General features: G+C 63.9%; 21 protein-coding genes. 8 read left to right on the forward strand and 13 right to left on the reverse strand.

What is annotated here, in order from left to right; translation table 11 throughout:
- Window positions 1-21: 21 nt before the first annotated feature.
- Window positions 22-528 carry a GNAT family N-acetyltransferase gene (locus AO064_RS20610; protein WP_064054480.1) on the forward strand — a complete coding sequence of 169 codons (507 nt, stop codon included), beginning with the start codon at window positions 22-24 and terminating at the stop codon, window positions 526-528.
- A gap of 68 nt (window positions 529-596) precedes the next feature.
- Window positions 597-926 (forward strand): DHCW motif cupin fold protein, encoded by a 330-nt coding sequence (locus tag AO064_RS20615; RefSeq protein ID WP_064054481.1) that lies wholly within the window; start codon window positions 597-599, stop codon window positions 924-926.
- Window positions 927-954: 28 nt separating this feature from the next.
- On the opposite strand, the gene AO064_RS20620 is transcribed toward AO064_RS20615, so the two are convergent.
- Window positions 955-1,422 (reverse strand): copper chaperone PCu(A)C, encoded by a 468-nt coding sequence (locus tag AO064_RS20620; protein ID WP_064054482.1) that lies wholly within the window; start codon window positions 1,420-1,422, stop codon window positions 955-957.
- Window positions 1,422-2,030 (reverse strand): SCO family protein, encoded by a 609-nt coding sequence (locus AO064_RS20625; protein WP_012724771.1) that lies wholly within the window; start codon window positions 2,028-2,030, stop codon window positions 1,422-1,424. The genes AO064_RS20620 and AO064_RS20625 overlap by 1 nt, the downstream gene beginning before the upstream one ends.
- Window positions 2,031-2,194: 164 nt before the next feature.
- On the opposite strand from AO064_RS20625, the gene AO064_RS20630 reads away from it, so the two are divergent.
- The 4 genes from AO064_RS20630 (at window position 2,195) to AO064_RS20645 (ending at window position 5,054) form a co-directional block, all read left to right on the forward strand.
- Complete coding sequence (locus AO064_RS20630; protein WP_012724770.1) at window positions 2,195-2,578, forward strand: DUF2946 domain-containing protein; 384 nt, start codon at window positions 2,195-2,197, stop codon at window positions 2,576-2,578.
- A 62-nt stretch (window positions 2,579-2,640) separates the two neighbouring features.
- Window positions 2,641-3,186, forward strand: coding sequence for a putative natural product biosynthesis protein (locus AO064_RS20635; protein ID WP_064054483.1), 546 nt, complete (start codon window positions 2,641-2,643; stop codon window positions 3,184-3,186).
- 84 nt (window positions 3,187-3,270) lie between these two features.
- Entirely contained in the window at window positions 3,271-3,714 is a 444-nt protein-coding gene (locus AO064_RS20640; protein ID WP_064054484.1) for a hypothetical protein, read from the forward strand.
- Window positions 3,715-3,791: 77 nt separating this feature from the next.
- On the forward strand, window positions 3,792-5,054 hold the full coding sequence (locus AO064_RS20645) for an oxygen-independent coproporphyrinogen III oxidase (RefSeq protein WP_064054501.1): 1,263 nt from the start codon (window positions 3,792-3,794) through the stop codon (window positions 5,052-5,054).
- An 86-nt stretch (window positions 5,055-5,140) separates the two neighbouring features.
- Here the strand turns inward: AO064_RS20645 and AO064_RS20650 are convergent, their stop codons facing one another.
- Genes AO064_RS20650 through AO064_RS20700 form a run of 11 tightly spaced genes read right to left on the reverse strand, consistent with a single transcriptional unit; the run spans window position 5,141 to window position 14,047 of the window.
- The gene (locus tag AO064_RS20650) at window positions 5,141-6,595 is read right to left on the reverse strand and encodes a nitrite reductase (RefSeq protein WP_064054485.1); all 1,455 of its coding nucleotides are present in this window, start codon (window positions 6,593-6,595) and stop codon (window positions 5,141-5,143) included.
- On the reverse strand, window positions 6,592-7,416 hold the full coding sequence (gene cobA / locus AO064_RS20655; protein WP_064054486.1) for a uroporphyrinogen-III C-methyltransferase: 825 nt from the start codon (window positions 7,414-7,416) through the stop codon (window positions 6,592-6,594). Before cobA ends, AO064_RS20650 begins: the two co-directional genes overlap by 4 nt.
- 43 nt (window positions 7,417-7,459) lie before the next feature.
- Window positions 7,460-8,638 carry a heme d1 biosynthesis radical SAM protein NirJ gene (gene nirJ, locus AO064_RS20660; protein ID WP_064054487.1) on the reverse strand — a complete coding sequence of 393 codons (1,179 nt, stop codon included), beginning with the start codon at window positions 8,636-8,638 and terminating at the stop codon, window positions 7,460-7,462.
- Window positions 8,639-8,651: 13 nt separating this feature from the next.
- Window positions 8,652-9,152, reverse strand: coding sequence for a siroheme decarboxylase subunit beta (gene ahbB, locus AO064_RS20665; protein WP_064054488.1), 501 nt, complete (start codon window positions 9,150-9,152; stop codon window positions 8,652-8,654).
- Entirely contained in the window at window positions 9,127-9,570 is a 444-nt protein-coding gene (locus AO064_RS20670) for an Lrp/AsnC family transcriptional regulator (RefSeq protein ID WP_064054489.1), read from the reverse strand. Before AO064_RS20670 ends, ahbB (AO064_RS20665) begins: the two co-directional genes overlap by 26 nt.
- Window positions 9,563-10,051: a siroheme decarboxylase subunit beta gene (gene ahbB / locus AO064_RS20675; protein WP_183143947.1), complete on the reverse strand. Its 489-nt coding sequence runs from the start codon at window positions 10,049-10,051 to the stop codon at window positions 9,563-9,565. Before ahbB (AO064_RS20675) ends, AO064_RS20670 begins: the two co-directional genes overlap by 8 nt.
- 23 nt (window positions 10,052-10,074) lie before the next feature.
- Window positions 10,075-10,533, reverse strand: a complete 459-nt coding sequence (locus tag AO064_RS20680; RefSeq protein WP_064054491.1) for an Lrp/AsnC family transcriptional regulator — start codon at window positions 10,531-10,533, stop codon at window positions 10,075-10,077.
- Between the two features lies 1 nt (window position 10,534).
- On the reverse strand, window positions 10,535-11,704 hold the full coding sequence (locus tag AO064_RS20685) for a cytochrome D1 domain-containing protein (RefSeq protein ID WP_064054492.1): 1,170 nt from the start codon (window positions 11,702-11,704) through the stop codon (window positions 10,535-10,537).
- Complete coding sequence (locus tag AO064_RS20690; protein ID WP_183143946.1) at window positions 11,701-12,018, reverse strand: c-type cytochrome; 318 nt, start codon at window positions 12,016-12,018, stop codon at window positions 11,701-11,703. The genes AO064_RS20685 and AO064_RS20690 overlap by 4 nt, the downstream gene beginning before the upstream one ends.
- 16 nt (window positions 12,019-12,034) lie before the next feature.
- Window positions 12,035-12,349, reverse strand: a complete 315-nt coding sequence (locus tag AO064_RS20695; protein ID WP_064054493.1) for a c-type cytochrome — start codon at window positions 12,347-12,349, stop codon at window positions 12,035-12,037.
- Between the two features lie 24 nt (window positions 12,350-12,373).
- Window positions 12,374-14,047, reverse strand: a complete 1,674-nt coding sequence (locus tag AO064_RS20700) for a cytochrome D1 domain-containing protein (protein WP_064054494.1) — start codon at window positions 14,045-14,047, stop codon at window positions 12,374-12,376.
- A 193-nt stretch (window positions 14,048-14,240) separates the two neighbouring features.
- Between AO064_RS20700 and AO064_RS20705 the strand changes: the two genes are divergently transcribed.
- Window positions 14,241-15,017, forward strand: a complete 777-nt coding sequence (locus AO064_RS20705; RefSeq protein WP_064054495.1) for a CbbQ/NirQ/NorQ/GpvN family protein — start codon at window positions 14,241-14,243, stop codon at window positions 15,015-15,017.
- The gene (locus AO064_RS20710) at window positions 15,001-15,564 is read left to right on the forward strand and encodes a cytochrome c oxidase subunit 3 (protein WP_064054496.1); all 564 of its coding nucleotides are present in this window, start codon (window positions 15,001-15,003) and stop codon (window positions 15,562-15,564) included. The genes AO064_RS20705 and AO064_RS20710 overlap by 17 nt, the downstream gene beginning before the upstream one ends.
- The last annotated feature ends 110 nt before the right edge of the window (window positions 15,565-15,674 follow it).

Raw genomic sequence — 15,674 nt, forward strand, 5'->3', positions numbered from 1 at the left:
ATTTCATGGAAGCAAATTGACATGCTGGAGATCAAACGGGCCACTTTGCAGGATGCCCAAATAGCGTTCGACATCCGCTTGCGGGCCATCCGCAGCCAATGCATTGGCGCCTATACGCACGAGCAAATGATGATGTGGACGCGGGGTAAAGCCGAAGACGGCTACAGCACCCTGATGGATAAACTGTTTTACCTGGGCTGGGTGCAGGGACAGCCGGTAGTCACCGGAATGCTTGATCTGGACAACCACGAAGTGGGCGCATTGTTTGTATTGCCTGGGTTTACCGGCTGCGGATATGGCAAGGCGATGCTGGATCATCTTGAGAATGTTGCGCGGGAACTGGCTATTGAAGAGGTGGTGCTGGATGCGACCTTGAACGCAGCGGGTTTCTATCGGGCGTGCGGGTATGTGGGGGATGAGCAGGCGATTTATCACTCACCCTCGGGGTTGGCGTTGGCGTGTATTGCAATGACAAAACCACTGAACAGCAGTGCAGGCAGGATACCTGTATCCCACAAAAGCGCTTGATCTGTGTCTATCGCCCGCGGCCCCAAGTGGCTAGCCTCAAGCCCCGTTAAACAACCACCGAGCCCGACATGGATCTGACTGCCGTCCCCTTTGGCACCACCGACTGGTCCACGGTCGAACCTGTGATTCACCCAGGTGTCACCGGCAACGCGCTGTGGCGCACCTGCCACTTCGGCACTACCCGCGTGCGCATGGTCGAATACACCCCCGGCTACCTGGCGGATCATTGGTGCTGGCGAGGGCATGTGCTGTTGTGCGTGGAAGGCCAATTGCACACGGAACTGGAAGATGGCCGCCAGTTCATCCTGACGGCCGGAATGAGTTACCAGGTGGGCGATGACATGGAAGGCCATCGTTCATCGACGAGCGTTGGGGCGAAGCTGTTTATTGTCGATTGAGGGGGCAAGCAGCGTGGCGAGCAGTGCATCAGTGCATCTTGCTATGGTCCATCCCATCCAGGCCACGCGCCGGCGCATTGACTTCAATCGCCTGCTTCTCACCCTTGGCGTTTTGCACGGTCAGGGTCAGCGGCACCTGGTCGCCTTCCTTGATCTGGCCCGTCAGGCCCATCAGCATCACGTGGTAACCGTTGGGGTCGAGGGTCACCGCTTTGCCCGCAGGCAGGGCCACCGAGTCCACCGGGCCCATGTGCATCACGTCGTCCTTCATGCTCATTTCATGGATCTGCACGTCCTTGGCCACCGGCGAGGTCACGCTCAGCAGCTGGCTGTCGGTGTCGGCGGTGACGGTCATGAATGCACCGCTGGACGGTTGGCCCGGCACGCTGGCGCGCACCCACGCGTCGGTCACTTGCACCTGGGCGCTGGCGTGCGCCGCAAGGCCCAGCAGGGTCATGCCGATAAGGGTGCGTTTGAGGTGTTGAACGGCAGTCATTAGCAGACCTCCATGACGGTGAGCAGGTCTTCTGCGCACTCTTTAGCGGTAAGGGATGCCTGCAGGCCCAGGCGCAGGTTGCCACGCGTATCGAACACGAAACTGGTGGCCGTGTGGGACAGGGTGTAGGTGTCGCCGGCAGGGATCTTTTCATAAAAGATCCCGAACTCCTTGGCGGCCACGGCGATTTCTTCCGGGGTGCCGTACAGCGCTTCGAAGCTGGGGTCGAAGGCCTTGACGTACCTGTCGAGGATCTCTGGCGTGTCGCGCTCCGGGTCCAGGGTGATGAACACCACTTGCATGATTTCGCCGTCGCGGCCCATCAGCTTCTTGGCCTGGGCGGCGCGCGCCAGGGTGGTCGGGCACACGGCCGGGCACTGGGTGAAACCGAAGAACACCACCGGCATCAGGCCTCGGAACGAGCTCAGGGTGACGGTTTCGCCGGCGGTGTTCTTGAGCTTGAAGGTGCGGCCCATGATCTTGTCGCTCAAGTCCTTGCCGTACTTGAAATTCAGCTTGGGGCTGTAGTCACAGCCGCCCAGCAGGCCGCCCAGGCCCAACAGGCCCATACCGGTCAGCACTTTGCGGCGGGTGAATAACGTACTCATCAACGGTGCATCCTGTGAAACGCCTGCATTGCTCTGGATCGACACATCAGGCTTTGAGGGCGCCCAGTCTACCAACCCTGGGAAGCGCACGTAATCTGCGACGTTCTGCCACAGGGGCATGCCGCGCTTCATCCTTTTGCGACGCTGGTGGTAGAGTCGCCGCCATGAAATTGAGCCACCCCGACCGTTCGCTGATCGCCTGGGCCCTGTACTTCTGCGTGCTGATGAACCTGTTCGCCTGCGGTTTGGGGCATGGGCAGATGACGGGTCAGGCACTCAATGGCATCGGCGGGGCGTTCTGTTCGGTGGACGGCAAGCAGGCGCCACTTTCCGACAAAGGGTTGGGCAGCCCGGCTTCCAGCAACATCTCGAACTACTTTGCCTGCCCGGTGTGCAACGCCGTGACCGTTGCGCTGGTGTTCCTGATCGGCCTCGCCTGGCTGCTGGGCCTGGGGCAAACCCCGCGCCCGGCCCATGAGCGGCGTAACAAGGCGCCGCCGCGATACCTCTGGCCCTCGGCCAACCCCCGCGCATCCCCCGCATTCTGACGTGTGCCTTGGGCCTCCTGAGACCAGGAGGCGTTCTATCGTCACGACTGTGAGTACATTTCATGCACCCCTTATTGCCTGCAGGCGCCTGCCGCCTGGTCAGCAAGGCGTCCCGTCGTCTGCGCGCGGAACCCACGCCGCCGGACTACCCCAGCAACTCGCGTAGCTTCGTGCATCTGGATGCACGCCTGTTGCCGTATTGGCACAGCCTGTTCGACCTCTGCCCGGCGCTGCTAAAACTCGACCCGCCCGAGGGCCTGAACCTGTTCCGCAGTTTCATGACCTGGGCGTATCGCAACCGTCCGCCGTTGGATTGGACCTATCACCTGAACGTCTGTCGCTGGCTGCTGGGCTCGCCGTACCGTGCGCAGATCGACGATGAACCGATCGAGGCATTCATGGCCGCGGCGGCTGCCGGATGGGTCACTGCCGATCAGAGCGAGGCCCATGGCGTGGTGCTGGCCTGGCAGGGCATGCGCGTATTCGATTGGAAAGGCGCCCCGCTCAAGGGCGCCGAACATCAGGTGCTGCCAGCGCCGTTATGGGATTTCGCCTGGTGCCCGTTGACAGGCCGAGGCGAATTCAGTGGTTGGTTGCGCGTGCCATGAGAGGCGCTTGATCGACATCAAGGTCGCTCGGCGTGCGGGCCTGCATAGTGGGCTCCCCACGGCGGGCCCTTCTGCGAGGCCACCATGCTTTACCTGCTGTTTTTGCTGGCTCATCTGTTCGCGGCGCTGATCTTTATCGGCACGGTGTTTTTCGAAGTGCTGATCCTGGCGAGTCTGCATCGGCAATTGCCCAACCGGGTGATGCTGCTGGTCGAGCAGGGCATTGGCCAGCGTGCCCGGGTGTTGATGCCGTGGGTGTTGCTGGTGCTGTTCGGCGCCGGGATCGGCATGGTCGGGTTGCGTTATTTGCCCGTACTCGCCGCGCCTTTCGCCTCGTCCTTCGGCACCTTGCTCACCCTCAAACTGATCCTCGCCGCCAGTGTGTTGCTGCACTTTCTGTTGACGATGCTGCGCATGCGGCTCGGTCGCGTGGGGCCGCGTTATTTGCGTTTTGTGCACTTGAGCCTGTTCGCCCATATGGTCGCGATTGTGCTGTTGGCCAAAAGCATGTTTTACCTCAGCTGGTAAAGCCCTTGATGCATATCAAGGTGCGCCGTGGCGTCGCACCGGACAATGACGGACCGTCGCCGGCCCCGGAGCCCGTCATGCACACCGTCATTCCTCTCGTACGTGCACGCCACGATCAAGGTGTACTGGACCTGAATGGGCAGGCCGATGTCCGCAGGTTTCACGCGGGCATCGGCTCCCTCGACGTATTGCGTGCATTGCGCAGCAGTCGCCAACGGCAACGCCCGCTGGCCTTGACCCTGCACTGGCCGGCCAGCACCCCCAGCGATGCTTACCGGCGCAGCCTGGCCCAGGAGATTCATTTGATCGGTTGCCACCTCGGCAGCCGCCAGCCGGTGGACTACCTCCAGTGGCGCGGGGCAGCGCCGATTGGCGATGTGCAAGCGCTGATGACCCCTCTGCTTGAACGCTTGCAATTCCATGAGCATGACCGCGGCGACTACGGCATCGACCTCGACCCTCGCCACACCGATTGGGCCGGCGTCGGCCTGCTGCGCGACCTTGGGTTCAACCGCATGTGCATTGGTGTGCCCGATGCGCGTGCCGAGGATGCCTATTCCCAGGCGTACTACCGCGACCCGGCGCCGATCCAATCGTTGATCGATGCGGCGCGCACCTTTGACTTTCGCTCGGTCAGTGTCGACCTGGGCTATGGGAGCGCCTGGCAGACCTTGGCCAGTTTCGAGCTGAAACTGGCCAGCCTGATCGCCCTGGAACCGGACCGCCTGCAGGTGTTCGACTATGCTCGGCCACCAAGCCGTTACCTGGCGCAATCGCCCTCGGCGCTGTGCAACGCGGCGGATAAAACCGCCATGCGCCAGCTGTGCTACGAACATCTGGACGCAGCGGGTTACCACTACATCGGCCTGGGCCAGTTTGCCCGTGGCGACGATGACCTCACCCAGGCCCAGGAGCGCGGTCGGCTGAGTCGCACCTGCGAAGGTTTTACCCTGCACGGTTACTGCGACCATATCGGGTTGGGCCTGGGCGCCATCAGCCAGATCGACACGCTGTGCGCGCAGAACGCCACGGACGAACATGTCTACGCACAGGCGTTGGAGAACGGCCAACTCGCCACCTGCCAGGGCTGGCAACGCGACGCGGGCGATGCACTGCGCGACTGCGTAGTGGAACGCCTGGCCTGTGACCTGGAACTGGACATCCAGGGCATCGAGCGGCGATACGGCGTGATCTTCGCACGCTACTTCTCATCGATCTGGCCGCTGCTGGAAGAGTGGAACCGTGATGGCCTGATTGAATTGTCGGCACAGTTCCTGTGCGTCCTGCCAGCCGGGCGTACCCAGGTGGATAGATTGTGCCGGTTGTTCGAAGCGCCCTAGCAGGCCTCATCACTGGCCCAATCCGGATCAAGGTGTGGGAGCGGTCTATGGCCGATAACGCCCTCGCACACCTGTAAACCCATGCCTCAGTGCGATGTGCCCTCGGCAAACTCGATCTTGTTGCCCACGTTGTATTTGCCCGACGGTTTGTTCATGGGCAGGCGTTTGATCTCCTTGAGTGTCTGGCTGTCGTAGACGATCAGCGCGCCGTCGGTGGCCCAGATGCTCAGTAGCACGTAACGCCCGTCGCGGGTGAACTCCACGTGCGCTGCGGTCTTGCCCGGTACCGGTCGCAGGGTGTGGGCGATTTCCAGGGTTTGCTTGTCGATCAGGTGGATCGCGTCGTTGTCCGGCCCGAAAAACACGTCGCTCCACACGTAGCGTGAGTTGATATGGCTGCGCATGAAAAAGCCCGGGCCCAGGGTGGGGATCTGCTTGATCAGTTTCCAGCTGACGGGGTCGAGCACGCTGATTTGCCCTTGGCTGATGTTCGGTGTGGCGAATACCCATTTTCCATCGCGTTGCCAATAGGTGCCCGAGCCCAGGTGCGGCATGCCCGCCAGCGGGATATCGGTGACCACTGCGCCGGAGTCCAGGTCGATCACTTGGCCGCCACCGGCCTTGCGTGAAGTGGCGAGCAACTGGCGGTAATCGGGGGTAAAGGAGAAATCGTCGAGCACATCCCGCGCCGCGATGCGCCGGGGCTCCCAGCTGGGCTGAGCCGCCGCGTAGGACAGCTCCCAGACTTCATTCGCATCCTTGAGCGCCACCACAAAACTGTTGCGCGGCGGCGCGGTATACACGGCGCTGACCCGCGAGCCGGTGTCCAGCGTCTTGACCAGCGACAGGTCACGCGCATCGAGCACCACCAGGTTGCCCGGCAGGTAGTTGCCCACCAACACCCAGCGGCCATCCTTGCTCACCGCCAGGTTGCGGGTGTTGAGCCCGGCACGGGTTTCGGCGATCAGTTTGAGGTTGTGCAGGTCGTACAGGCTGATCCAGCCATCGCGGGAAGCAAAATAGACGAAGCGCCCATCCGGCGAGAACTTCGGCCCGCCGTGCACGGCAAAGTGGCTGACGAAGCGGTCCAGCACGGTAAAGCGATCGCCGTCGAGAATATCGATGTGATGGTCGCCGGATTCCACCACCACAAACAGGTTCAGCGGGTCGGCGTGGTGTTGCGGGGTGCTGGGCAACTGGCTCAGGTCTGCCAGCAGACGATGGCTGGTGCGGATCGCCTGTTCGTTCCAGGTGGCGGGGGTGGCCGGCGGTTGCTGCAGGAAATCCGCCAGGCCATCAATCTGCGCGGCATTCAGCTGCGCCGCAAACCCGGCCATCTGGCTGGCGGGGCGGCCCTGTTCGATGACCTTGCGCACCTCGTCCGGCTTGATGCGCCCCAGGCTTTCCGGCAGCAACGCCGGGCCGGTGGCGCCGATACGGTTGAGGCCATGGCAGCCTGCGCAATACTGCTGGTAATCCTGCGCCGGCGTGCCATGGGCGGCCGAAGCCCAGAGCAGCGGCACCAGCAGCAGGCGTTTCATACCGCCACCGGTACGCGGGGCGCCGACAGGCTGGCGGGATAGTGCAGGCTGGCCCCGGCAAACAGGTTCACCACCTGGCCGATCACGGTGAGCGTCGGCACACCCGGTTCGCAGTCGGCAGCCAGGGTCGGCAGCTGGCGCAGGGTGCCTCGGGCCACCTGCTGGTCGGCGCGTGCACCGTTGCTGATCAAGGCAGCCGGGGTGTCCGCCGGCAGACCGGCTGCCACTAGGTGTTCGGCGATCAGTGCCAGGTTCGACAGGCCCATGTAGAACACCAGGGTCTGGCTCGGCTCGGCCAGGCTGGCCCAGGGCAATTTCAAGGCGCCGTCGCGCTGCAAGTGCCCGGTGACGAAGCGGCAGGAGTTGACCAGGTCGCGGTGGGTCAGCGGGATACCCGCGTAGGCGCTGCAGCCGGACGCGGCGGTGATCCCCGGCACCACCTGGCAGGGAATGTCCCGCGCCAGCAGGTATTCGAGTTCCTCGGCACCGCGCCCGAAGATAAAGGGGTCGCCGCCCTTGAGGCGCACCACCCGTTGGCCCTGGTCGGCCAACTCGGCCAGCAGTTCGTTGAGTTGGTCCTGGGGCAGGCTGTGGTAACCGCTGGCCTTGCCCACGTAATGGCGGGCGCAGGTCAGGGGGATAAGCGCCAGCAGTTCGGCGCTGATCAGGCGGTCGAACACCACCGCGTCGGCCTGCATCAACAGGCTCCAGGCGCGCAGGGTGAGCAGGCGTGGGTCGCCGGGGCCGGCGCCGACCAATGCGACTTCACCGGGGTGGAAGGGGCTGTGCAAACTGGCGGGTAGGGCGGTGGCTGTGTGCATGAGACGTCCTTGGTTCATCATCAGGTAGGCGCCCTCGGTTGTGTCACCGGGTGGCGCAAGGGATCAGGGTGAGCGGCTGGCGGGCGATCTCGGCATCGCTGAGGTGGCAACCGGGGTCCTGGCCCCAGAGGTCGCCGTCGGCCCAGGCGCGGGTGCGCGTGTTGCCGTTGCAGATCGCCAGCCAGCGGCATTCGGCGCAGCGCCCGCCGACGTTGCGCGGGTGCTCACGCAGGCGCAGCAGCAACGGGTCGGGCTGGTCCAGCCAGAGCTGGCGGAAGGAGGTGTTGCGCACATTGCCTACCGAGTGCTGCCACCAGTAGGTGTCCGGGTGTACCTCGCCGGTGTTGTCGATATTGGCGATGCCGCTGCCCGACGCGTTGCCGCCCCAGCCATGCAGCAGCTGTTCAAGCTGCGGGTAGTGTTCGGGCAAGTGGCGGTGCACCCATTGCAGCAACAGCACCGCGTCGGCGTCGTTGTTGCCACTGACGAAATCGCTGTCGATGCCGTGTTCGATGTCGTGCCAGGCCTGCTGGAAAATCAGCACCATGGCGTCGCGGCTCATCTGCCGGTGCGCATCCAACTGGCGGCTGCGTTTGCCGCGCCCGCTGTAGTTGAGGTGCGACAAGTAGAACTTCTGTACATCGTAGGTGCGCATCAGCGCCAGTAATTGCGGCAGTTGTGCGTGATTGTCCTGGGTCAGGGTGGTGCGCAGGCCGACGCGAATCCCAGCCTCACGGCACAGGCGGATGGCATGCATGGAGCGCTGGAAACTGCCGTGCAGTTGACGGAACGCGTCGTGGGTGGCCTCCAGGCCATCGATGCTGATGCCGACATAGTCAAAGCGCGCATCGGCGATCTGCTGGATATTCTGCTCATCGATCAGCGTGCCATTGGTCGACAGCGCGACGAAAAAACCTTTGTCGCGGGCATAGGCACTGAGCTGGAACAGGTCGTCGCGCAACAGCGGTTCGCCCCCCGACAGGATCAGCACGCGCACCCCGGCAGCCTGCAGGTCATCAATCACCGCCCGTGCGGCGGCGGTGTCCAATTCATCGCGGAACACGCTGTCGGCGCTGGTCGCGTAGCAGTGTTTGCAGGTGAGGTTGCAGCGCCTGAGCAGGTTCCAGATCACCACGGGGGGCCGGTTGCTGCCGGGGGGCGAGGTGCGCGGTGGCGGGCACTGGCCGGCGAGGGTGCGCAGGTACTGACTGATCCGCAGCATAGGGAGGCTCCTTCTAGTGCGAGGGGGTCAGGCGCAAGCCGGTTTTTTTCAGGATGCGGCTGCTCACCAACATCTCGTCGGCGCGGCAGGCGTCACCCAACAGGTAGCGCAGGTGCTCGCGGTAACTGTCGATTTCCTCGCGGCTGCGCCCATGCACCATGGCGAACAGGTTGTAGGGCCAGTCGGGCCTGCGCGGGCGCCGGTAGCAATGGCTGACGAAGGGCTGTGCACCGAGTAACTCACCCAGGCGTGGCATCTGCTCGTCGGCCACGTCCCACACGGTCATGCCGTTGTGGCGATAACCCAGGCGGTAATGGTTGGGCACGGCGGCGATGCGCCGGATCGCGCCTTCGACCTGCAGGCGCTTGAGCAGGTCCAGGGTCGATTCGACGCTGATGCCCAATTGCTCGGCGAGCCATGCCCACGGGTCTTCCACCAGCGGCAGGCCGCTTTGGGTGAGGGCGATCAGGCGCAGGGCCAGGGCGTTGTCAGACCGGGAAATACACACCGACATGGTAGGTTTGCTCCTTCGGCAGATTGAGCACCGCCAACCCCGTGAGGGCTTCGATGCGGGACAGGGTGGCGGCCAATTCCGCCTCGCTGGCGCAGGCCAGTACGAACCACATGTTCCAGCGGTGGTCGCGGCGATAGTTGTGGGCCACCTGGGGCAGTGCGTTGAGTTGCGCGGCCACCGCGTAAAATCGGGGTTCGGGCACCGCCAGGGCGGCGAGAGTGAAGGCGCCGCCGAGGCGCTCGATGTCGAACATCGGGCCGAAGCGGGTCAGTACGTCGTCTTCGAGCAGGACATGCAGGCGGTCAAGTAGTTCGCCGGGACTGCTGTGCAGTTCCTCGGCCACGGGCTGCCAGGGCTGGCGCACCAGCGGCAGGCCGCGTTGCAGGCGATTGATCAAGCGCCGGTCGAGATCATCCATGCGCCCATACCTGTGAGGGCGGCGGTGCAAAGCGGCCACCGCATTGTTTGTAGGCGCGGGTGCTGAACAGCAACTGGTGGGGCAGGTCGCTGAGCTGATGCTGGTGCAGCACCGACTGGATATGCTCGGTCACGGCTTCACGCTGGCGCCCGTGCACCATGCAGAACAGGTTGTAGCGCCACTGCGGCAAGCGGCGCGGGCGCTGGTAACACAGGTTGATGCCGGCCGCGCGGCCCAGGCGTGTACCCACCTCATCCACCAGCGCGTCCGGCACATCGAGCACCAGCATGGCGTTGGCGACAAAACCCAGGGCGCGATGGTTCAGCACCAGACCGACGCGGCGGAACAGGCCTTGCTCGTGCCATTGCTGCATCTGCTGCAGCACTTGGTCGTGATGGGCGCCGATCTGCTTCGCCAGGTCCTCATAGGGCCGCACGACAAGGGGCAAGCCGCGCTCCAGGCACTGGCGCAGGTCGAGCATCTGCTCGTGGCTCAGGGGCGAGATCACAGGTGTGCTCCCAGGGAAAACCCGAGGTCGATGCGGTAGGCGGTGAGCATCGGCAGGTCCAGGGGGCAGAGGCCGGTGTCCTTTTCCAGTTCCTCAAGCACCTGTTCCAGGTGCTGGCGATGCGGGCCGGTGAGCACGAACCACAGGTTGTAATGGTGTTCGCGGGCATAGTTGTGGTTGACCTCCGGGTACTGGCTGACACGGCGGGCCACCTGCTCCAGGCGCTCGATCGGCACGGCCAGGGCGGCCAGGGTACTGGCGCCGGCGCGGGTGTGTTCGAACACCGGGCCGATGCGTGACAAGGCCCCGGCCAATTCCAGGCGTTGCAGGCAGGCCATCAACTCGGCTTCGCTGCAACCCAGCACCTGGGCCATTTCCCGGTAAGGTTCGGCGCACAGCGGCATGCCGTGCTGGTAGCGTTCGATCAACTGCTGGCTGAGCAGGTCAAGGTCCATCTCAATACCCCATTTTTTGCGCACGGCTGCTGAAGAAAATTCCGCTGGGGCTCAAGGCCGGCAAGGTCTTGAGCAGGGTCAGGCGATACGGGTCCCAGACCTGCACCTGGGCGCCATCGCGCACCGACAGCCACAGCTGCTCGCCACGCCCGGTGAACTCCATGTGCAACACGCCGGGGCCGGGGCGCAGGTCGGCGACGATCTGGTGGGTTTCACTGTCGAGCACCTGCACGCGGTCGTTGTCCGGGTAGGCGAAGTTCACCCACAGCTGGCGTCCGTCCGGCCGTGCGGTGACGAAGATCGGTTGGCCGGCCACCGCGATGGCGGCGGTCTGCTGCCAACTGCGTGCGTCCATCACCAGCACCTGGTGGCGCCCCACGGCGGGCACGAACGCCTGGTTATCGGCCACGGCCCAGCCTTCGAGGTGAGGCATCTTGTACACCGGCAACTTTTCCTGGCCGCGACCGTAGTCGGCCAATACGCGTTTTACGCCGTGTTCGGGGTGCCACAGGTCGAGCTGGGCCATGCCGTCCTCGCCGAACAGGCCGGCCATGTAATAGCGGCCGTCGGCGGTGATCAGGGCGTCGTAGGGTTGCTCGCCGATCCCGGTGAACCGGGTGATCTTCGGCGTGTTGCCCTGGCTGAAATCCGCACTCCAGATCTCGCCAGTGTCAAACAGGCTGAACACAAAACGTTGGCCTGGCGCATCCACCAGGCCCACCACCCGCGAGCGTTTGCCGTCGCGCAGGGCGGTGGCGGGGATGTCGGCGACCAGTGCCAGGGTCACGGCATCGAACACCTTGACCCCGCCGGGCTGGTAGTTGGAGACAGCAATCAGGCGCCCATCCTGGCTGATGGCGCCGCCAATGCTGTTGCCACCCTGGAGAATGCGTTTTTCGATGCGTTGGCCCAGCAGGTCGACTTGGGTCAGCCCGCCGTCACGGCCAAATACATAGGCCTGGCGCTGGTCGCGGGAAAACACCACCGAGGCATGAGACAGGTCGCCCAGGCCCTCGATGCGCGCCAGGCTCTGCATGCCGGTGGTTTCAATGATTTGCACACTGGCGGTGGTGCGTTCGATCACCAGGCCCAGGTCGCCGGTGCCGCGCAACGCAGGCTGGGTGCAGGCGCCGAGCAGCAGGCACAGGGCTAAACAGGTGGGGCGGATCATGGTGCGGGGCTTCCTTGCAAGAGACGGTCGACCAACCAGGCGATGTCGTCGGCGCTGAGCAGCGGTGCCCAGCCGGGCATCGCACGGGCAGGGCGGCCATGGGTCACGGTGGCAATCAGGCTGTCGCGGCTGTGCCCGGCGAGGGCCTCGGGTGTCAGGGGCGGACCCAGGCCGCCGGTGAGGTACAGACCGTGGCAGGCGCCGCAGTCCTGGGTCAGCAAGTGTTCCAGGCGGGTGGCGTCGGGTGTCGCCGCCGCCCGCGTGGGAATCAGCAAAAGCAGCGCCAGGGCGGTACCGATCATCGATGCGTTCATGGCGCGCTCCTCGGGGTTATTTCAAGCTCAGGACCCAGTCGGCGAGTACCTTGGCTTCGTCATCCGTGACGGGGTTGGGTGGCATCGGGATCGGCCCCCAGTTGCCCTGGGTGCCGTTCTTGATGTGGCTGGCCAGCGTTGCAGCGGCGTCTTTCACGCCGGCATTCTTGGCCGCCACGTCCTTCAAGGCCGGCCCCACCAGTTTGCTGTCGATGGCATGGCAGGCTGCGCAGGGCTTGCTCTTGAACAAGGCCGGGCCGTCTTGTGCCAGCACCGGTTGCAGGCTGAGCGCAGCGGCGGCTGCCAGCAATGCGAGGAGAATATTTTTCATTGGGTGACCTCGTGTTGATGGGGCTCAATAAATATCGTGTTGGGTGTTGAACACGTTGAACTTGCCGGTGGGGGTGATCAGGCGCTTGTCCTTGATCACCTGCTTGAGCTTCAAGGTTTTGTCGTCGATCACCACCAGCGCCGACTCTTCGGTCTGGCCGTTCCACACCGAGAACCACACCTCGTCGCCGGCCTTGTTGTATTCCGGTTGCACCACGCGCAACGCGCCTTGCTTGATGCCGGAATACTCGGCAATCGGCAGCACGCTGTAGCCCTTGTCGAGGTGGTTGATGTCGAACACCGCCACGGATTGGCTGAGCTTGGCGTCGGGGTTGAGCGTGGTGTCCACATAGAGGTGGTGGGAGTTGGGGTGGGTCTTGATAAACAGCGAACCGCCGCCCTGGCCCTTCAGTGATGCCACCTGTTTCCAGGCGTACTGCGCGTGCTTGACCGGGTCGGTGCCGATCAGCGAAATACCGCCGTCACCCAAATGGCTGGTGGCCCACACCGGCCCGTATTGCGGATGGACGAAGTTGGAGCCACGGCCGGGGTGCGGGGTCTTGCCGACGTCCACCAGGGCGGTGAGCGTGCGCAACTTGGAGTCGATCACCGCCACCTTGTTCGAGTTGTTGGCCGCCGTGAGGAAGTAGCGGTGAGTGCTGTCCCAGCCGCCGTCATGCAGGAACGGTGCGGCATCGATGGTGGTGATGGTGAGGTTCTTGATGTCCTGGTAATTGACCAGCATCACCTTGCCGGTTTCCTTGACGTTGACGATGAACTCCGGCCATTCGTGGGACGCAATGATCGCCGCCACCCGTGGTTCTGGGTGGTACTCCTGCTTGTCCACGGTCATGCCACGCGTGGACACGATCTGCTTGGGCTCGAGGGTCTCGCCATCCATGATGGTGAACTGCGGCGGCCAGTAAGACCCTGCGATCGTGTACTTGTCTTCAAAACCCTTGTACTTGGAGGTTTCCACCGAGCGCGCTTCGATACCCACCTTGATTTCGGCGACCTTGGTCGGCTCGGCGGGCCACAGGTCGATCATGTCGATCTTGGCGTCGCGGCCGATCACCAGCAGGTAGCGGCCGGAGGCGGAGATCCGCGAAATATGCACGGCGTAGCCGGTGTCGATGAGTTTGACGATCTGCTTGGTGTCGCCGTCAATCAGGGCGATCTTGCCGTCGTCGCGCAGGGTCACGGAAAACAGGTTTTCCAGGTTGAGTGTGTTCAGCTGTTTCTTTGGCCGGTCTGCGGGTTTGACCAGCACTTTCCAGGTCTTGAGCGTCTCGGCCATGCCCCATTCCGGCGGGGTGGGCGCGGTGTGCTGGATAAACGTGGCCATGCTGGTGATCTGCGCCTTGGTCAACGCATTGGAGGTGCCCCAGTTCGGCATGCCGGCGGGCGAACCGTAGGTGATCAACGCTTCCAGGTAGGCCTGGCCCCGCGCCTGGGTGATGTCCGGGGTCAGCGGTTTGCCGGTGGCGCCCTTGCGCAGTACACCGTGGCAACCGGCGCAGCGCTCGAAGTAAATCTGCTTGGAGCTGTCGAAGTCGGCCTGGCTCATGTCCGGCGCGCCGACGGTGTGCACCACGGCAGGCGTGGCGGCGCCATGGGCGCTCAAGGGCAGGGCGAGGGCCAGCGCGCAACTCAGGCTGGCGAGGCTCAAGGTGAAGGTTGTTCTGTTGCGAGTCAGCATTCCATGTACTCCTCAGGCGAGACCTTTGCGGTGCCGCGCAACGTGTGCGGGCGCAGGTTCTTAGTGCCAGGCCAGACTATGGCGAGGTGTTGGAATGCTCGCTTGACGGCGATCAAGTTTGCCGGGGACAGCGCTTGCCAGGTTGTCGCAGGGGCCCTTAGCGTGGCCGTCGAACCTGCCTTGGATACCTGCCATGACTGAGCCTTTCTACCAACCCCTCGACAACGAACAGGTGCTGTTCGAACACGCGTGGCGCCACCGCATGCCGGTGCTGATCAAGGGCCCGACCGGTTGCGGCAAGACCCGCTTCGTGCAGTACATGGCGCACCGCCTGAATCTGCCGCTGTACACCGTGGCCTGCCACGACGACCTCAGCGCCGCCGACCTGGTCGGCCGTCACTTGATCGGCACCCAAGGCACCTGGTGGCAAGACGGCCCATTGACCCGCGCCGTTCGCGAGGGCGGCATCTGCTACCTGGATGAAGTGATCGAAGCGCGACAGGACACCACCGTAGTCCTGCACCCGGTGGCCGACGACCGCCGTGAGCTGTACCTGGAACGCACCGGCGAAGTGGTCAAGGCGCCGCCGTCGTTCATGCTGGTGGTGTCGTACAACCCCGGCTACCAGAACCTGCTCAAAGGCATGAAACCCAGCACCCGCCAGCGCTTCGTCGCGATGCGCTTCGACTACCCGGCAGCCGCCGACGAAGCGCGCATCGTGGCTCAGGAGGCCCAGGTGGACAGCGCGCTGGCGACCGAAGTGGTGCGCCTGGGCCAGGCCCTGCGGCGTCTTGATCAACACGACCTGGAGGAAGTCGCGTCCACACGCCTGCTGATCTTCACCGCCCGCCTGATCGCCGCCGGCATGCCACCGCGCGAAGCCTGCATGGCGTGCCTGGCCCAGGCCCTGAGCGACGACCCGCAGACCGTCGCGGCGCTGATGGACGTGGTCGATGTGCACTTCGCCTGAGGCCCGGCGCCTGCCGGGGGATTTGGCGATGTGGTTTTTCATCCTTGCCGAGTTGACGGTGTTTGCGATCTTGATCCTGGCGTTTGTGGTGATGCAGCGGCTGGAGCCTCAGGTGTTTGCCGTAGGGCGTTTGGCGCTGGATACCTCCACCGGATTGGCGATGACCTTGAGCCTGCTGACCGCCGGGTTGCTCGCAGCGCTGGGGTTGCAGCAAGTGCGCGCGGGCTGTTTGCGACGTGGGGCCGGGTTGTTTGGTTGTGCGTGGCTGGTGGCGCTGGTGTATGTGGGGATCAAACTCACGGAATACACCCATCTGGCGGGTGTTGGGCTGGGGATGGAGCACAGCCGGTTTTTTACCTTGTACTGGATACTCACGGGGTTTCATTTCCTGCATGTGGTGTTGGGGATGGTGATCCTGGGGTGGCTGGGGATGGGGTGTTGGCGGGGTGGGGTTTTGGTGACAGGGGTGGAGTCGGGGGTGCTGTATTGGCACATGGTCGATTTGGTGTGGGTGGTGTTGTTTCCGGTGGTTTATGTGATGGGGTGATGGCGGATGAGTGTTTCGCAGGGGTTGGTGGTGTGTTGGGCGTTGTTGGTGGCATTGAGTGTGGGGACGGTCTTGGCGGGGGCTGCGGGGGTTTGGGTGGGGGTGTTGGG

The sequence above is a fragment of the Pseudomonas marginalis genome, assembly GCF_001645105.1.
GTDB classification, from domain to species: domain Bacteria; phylum Pseudomonadota; class Gammaproteobacteria; order Pseudomonadales; family Pseudomonadaceae; genus Aquipseudomonas; species Aquipseudomonas petroselini.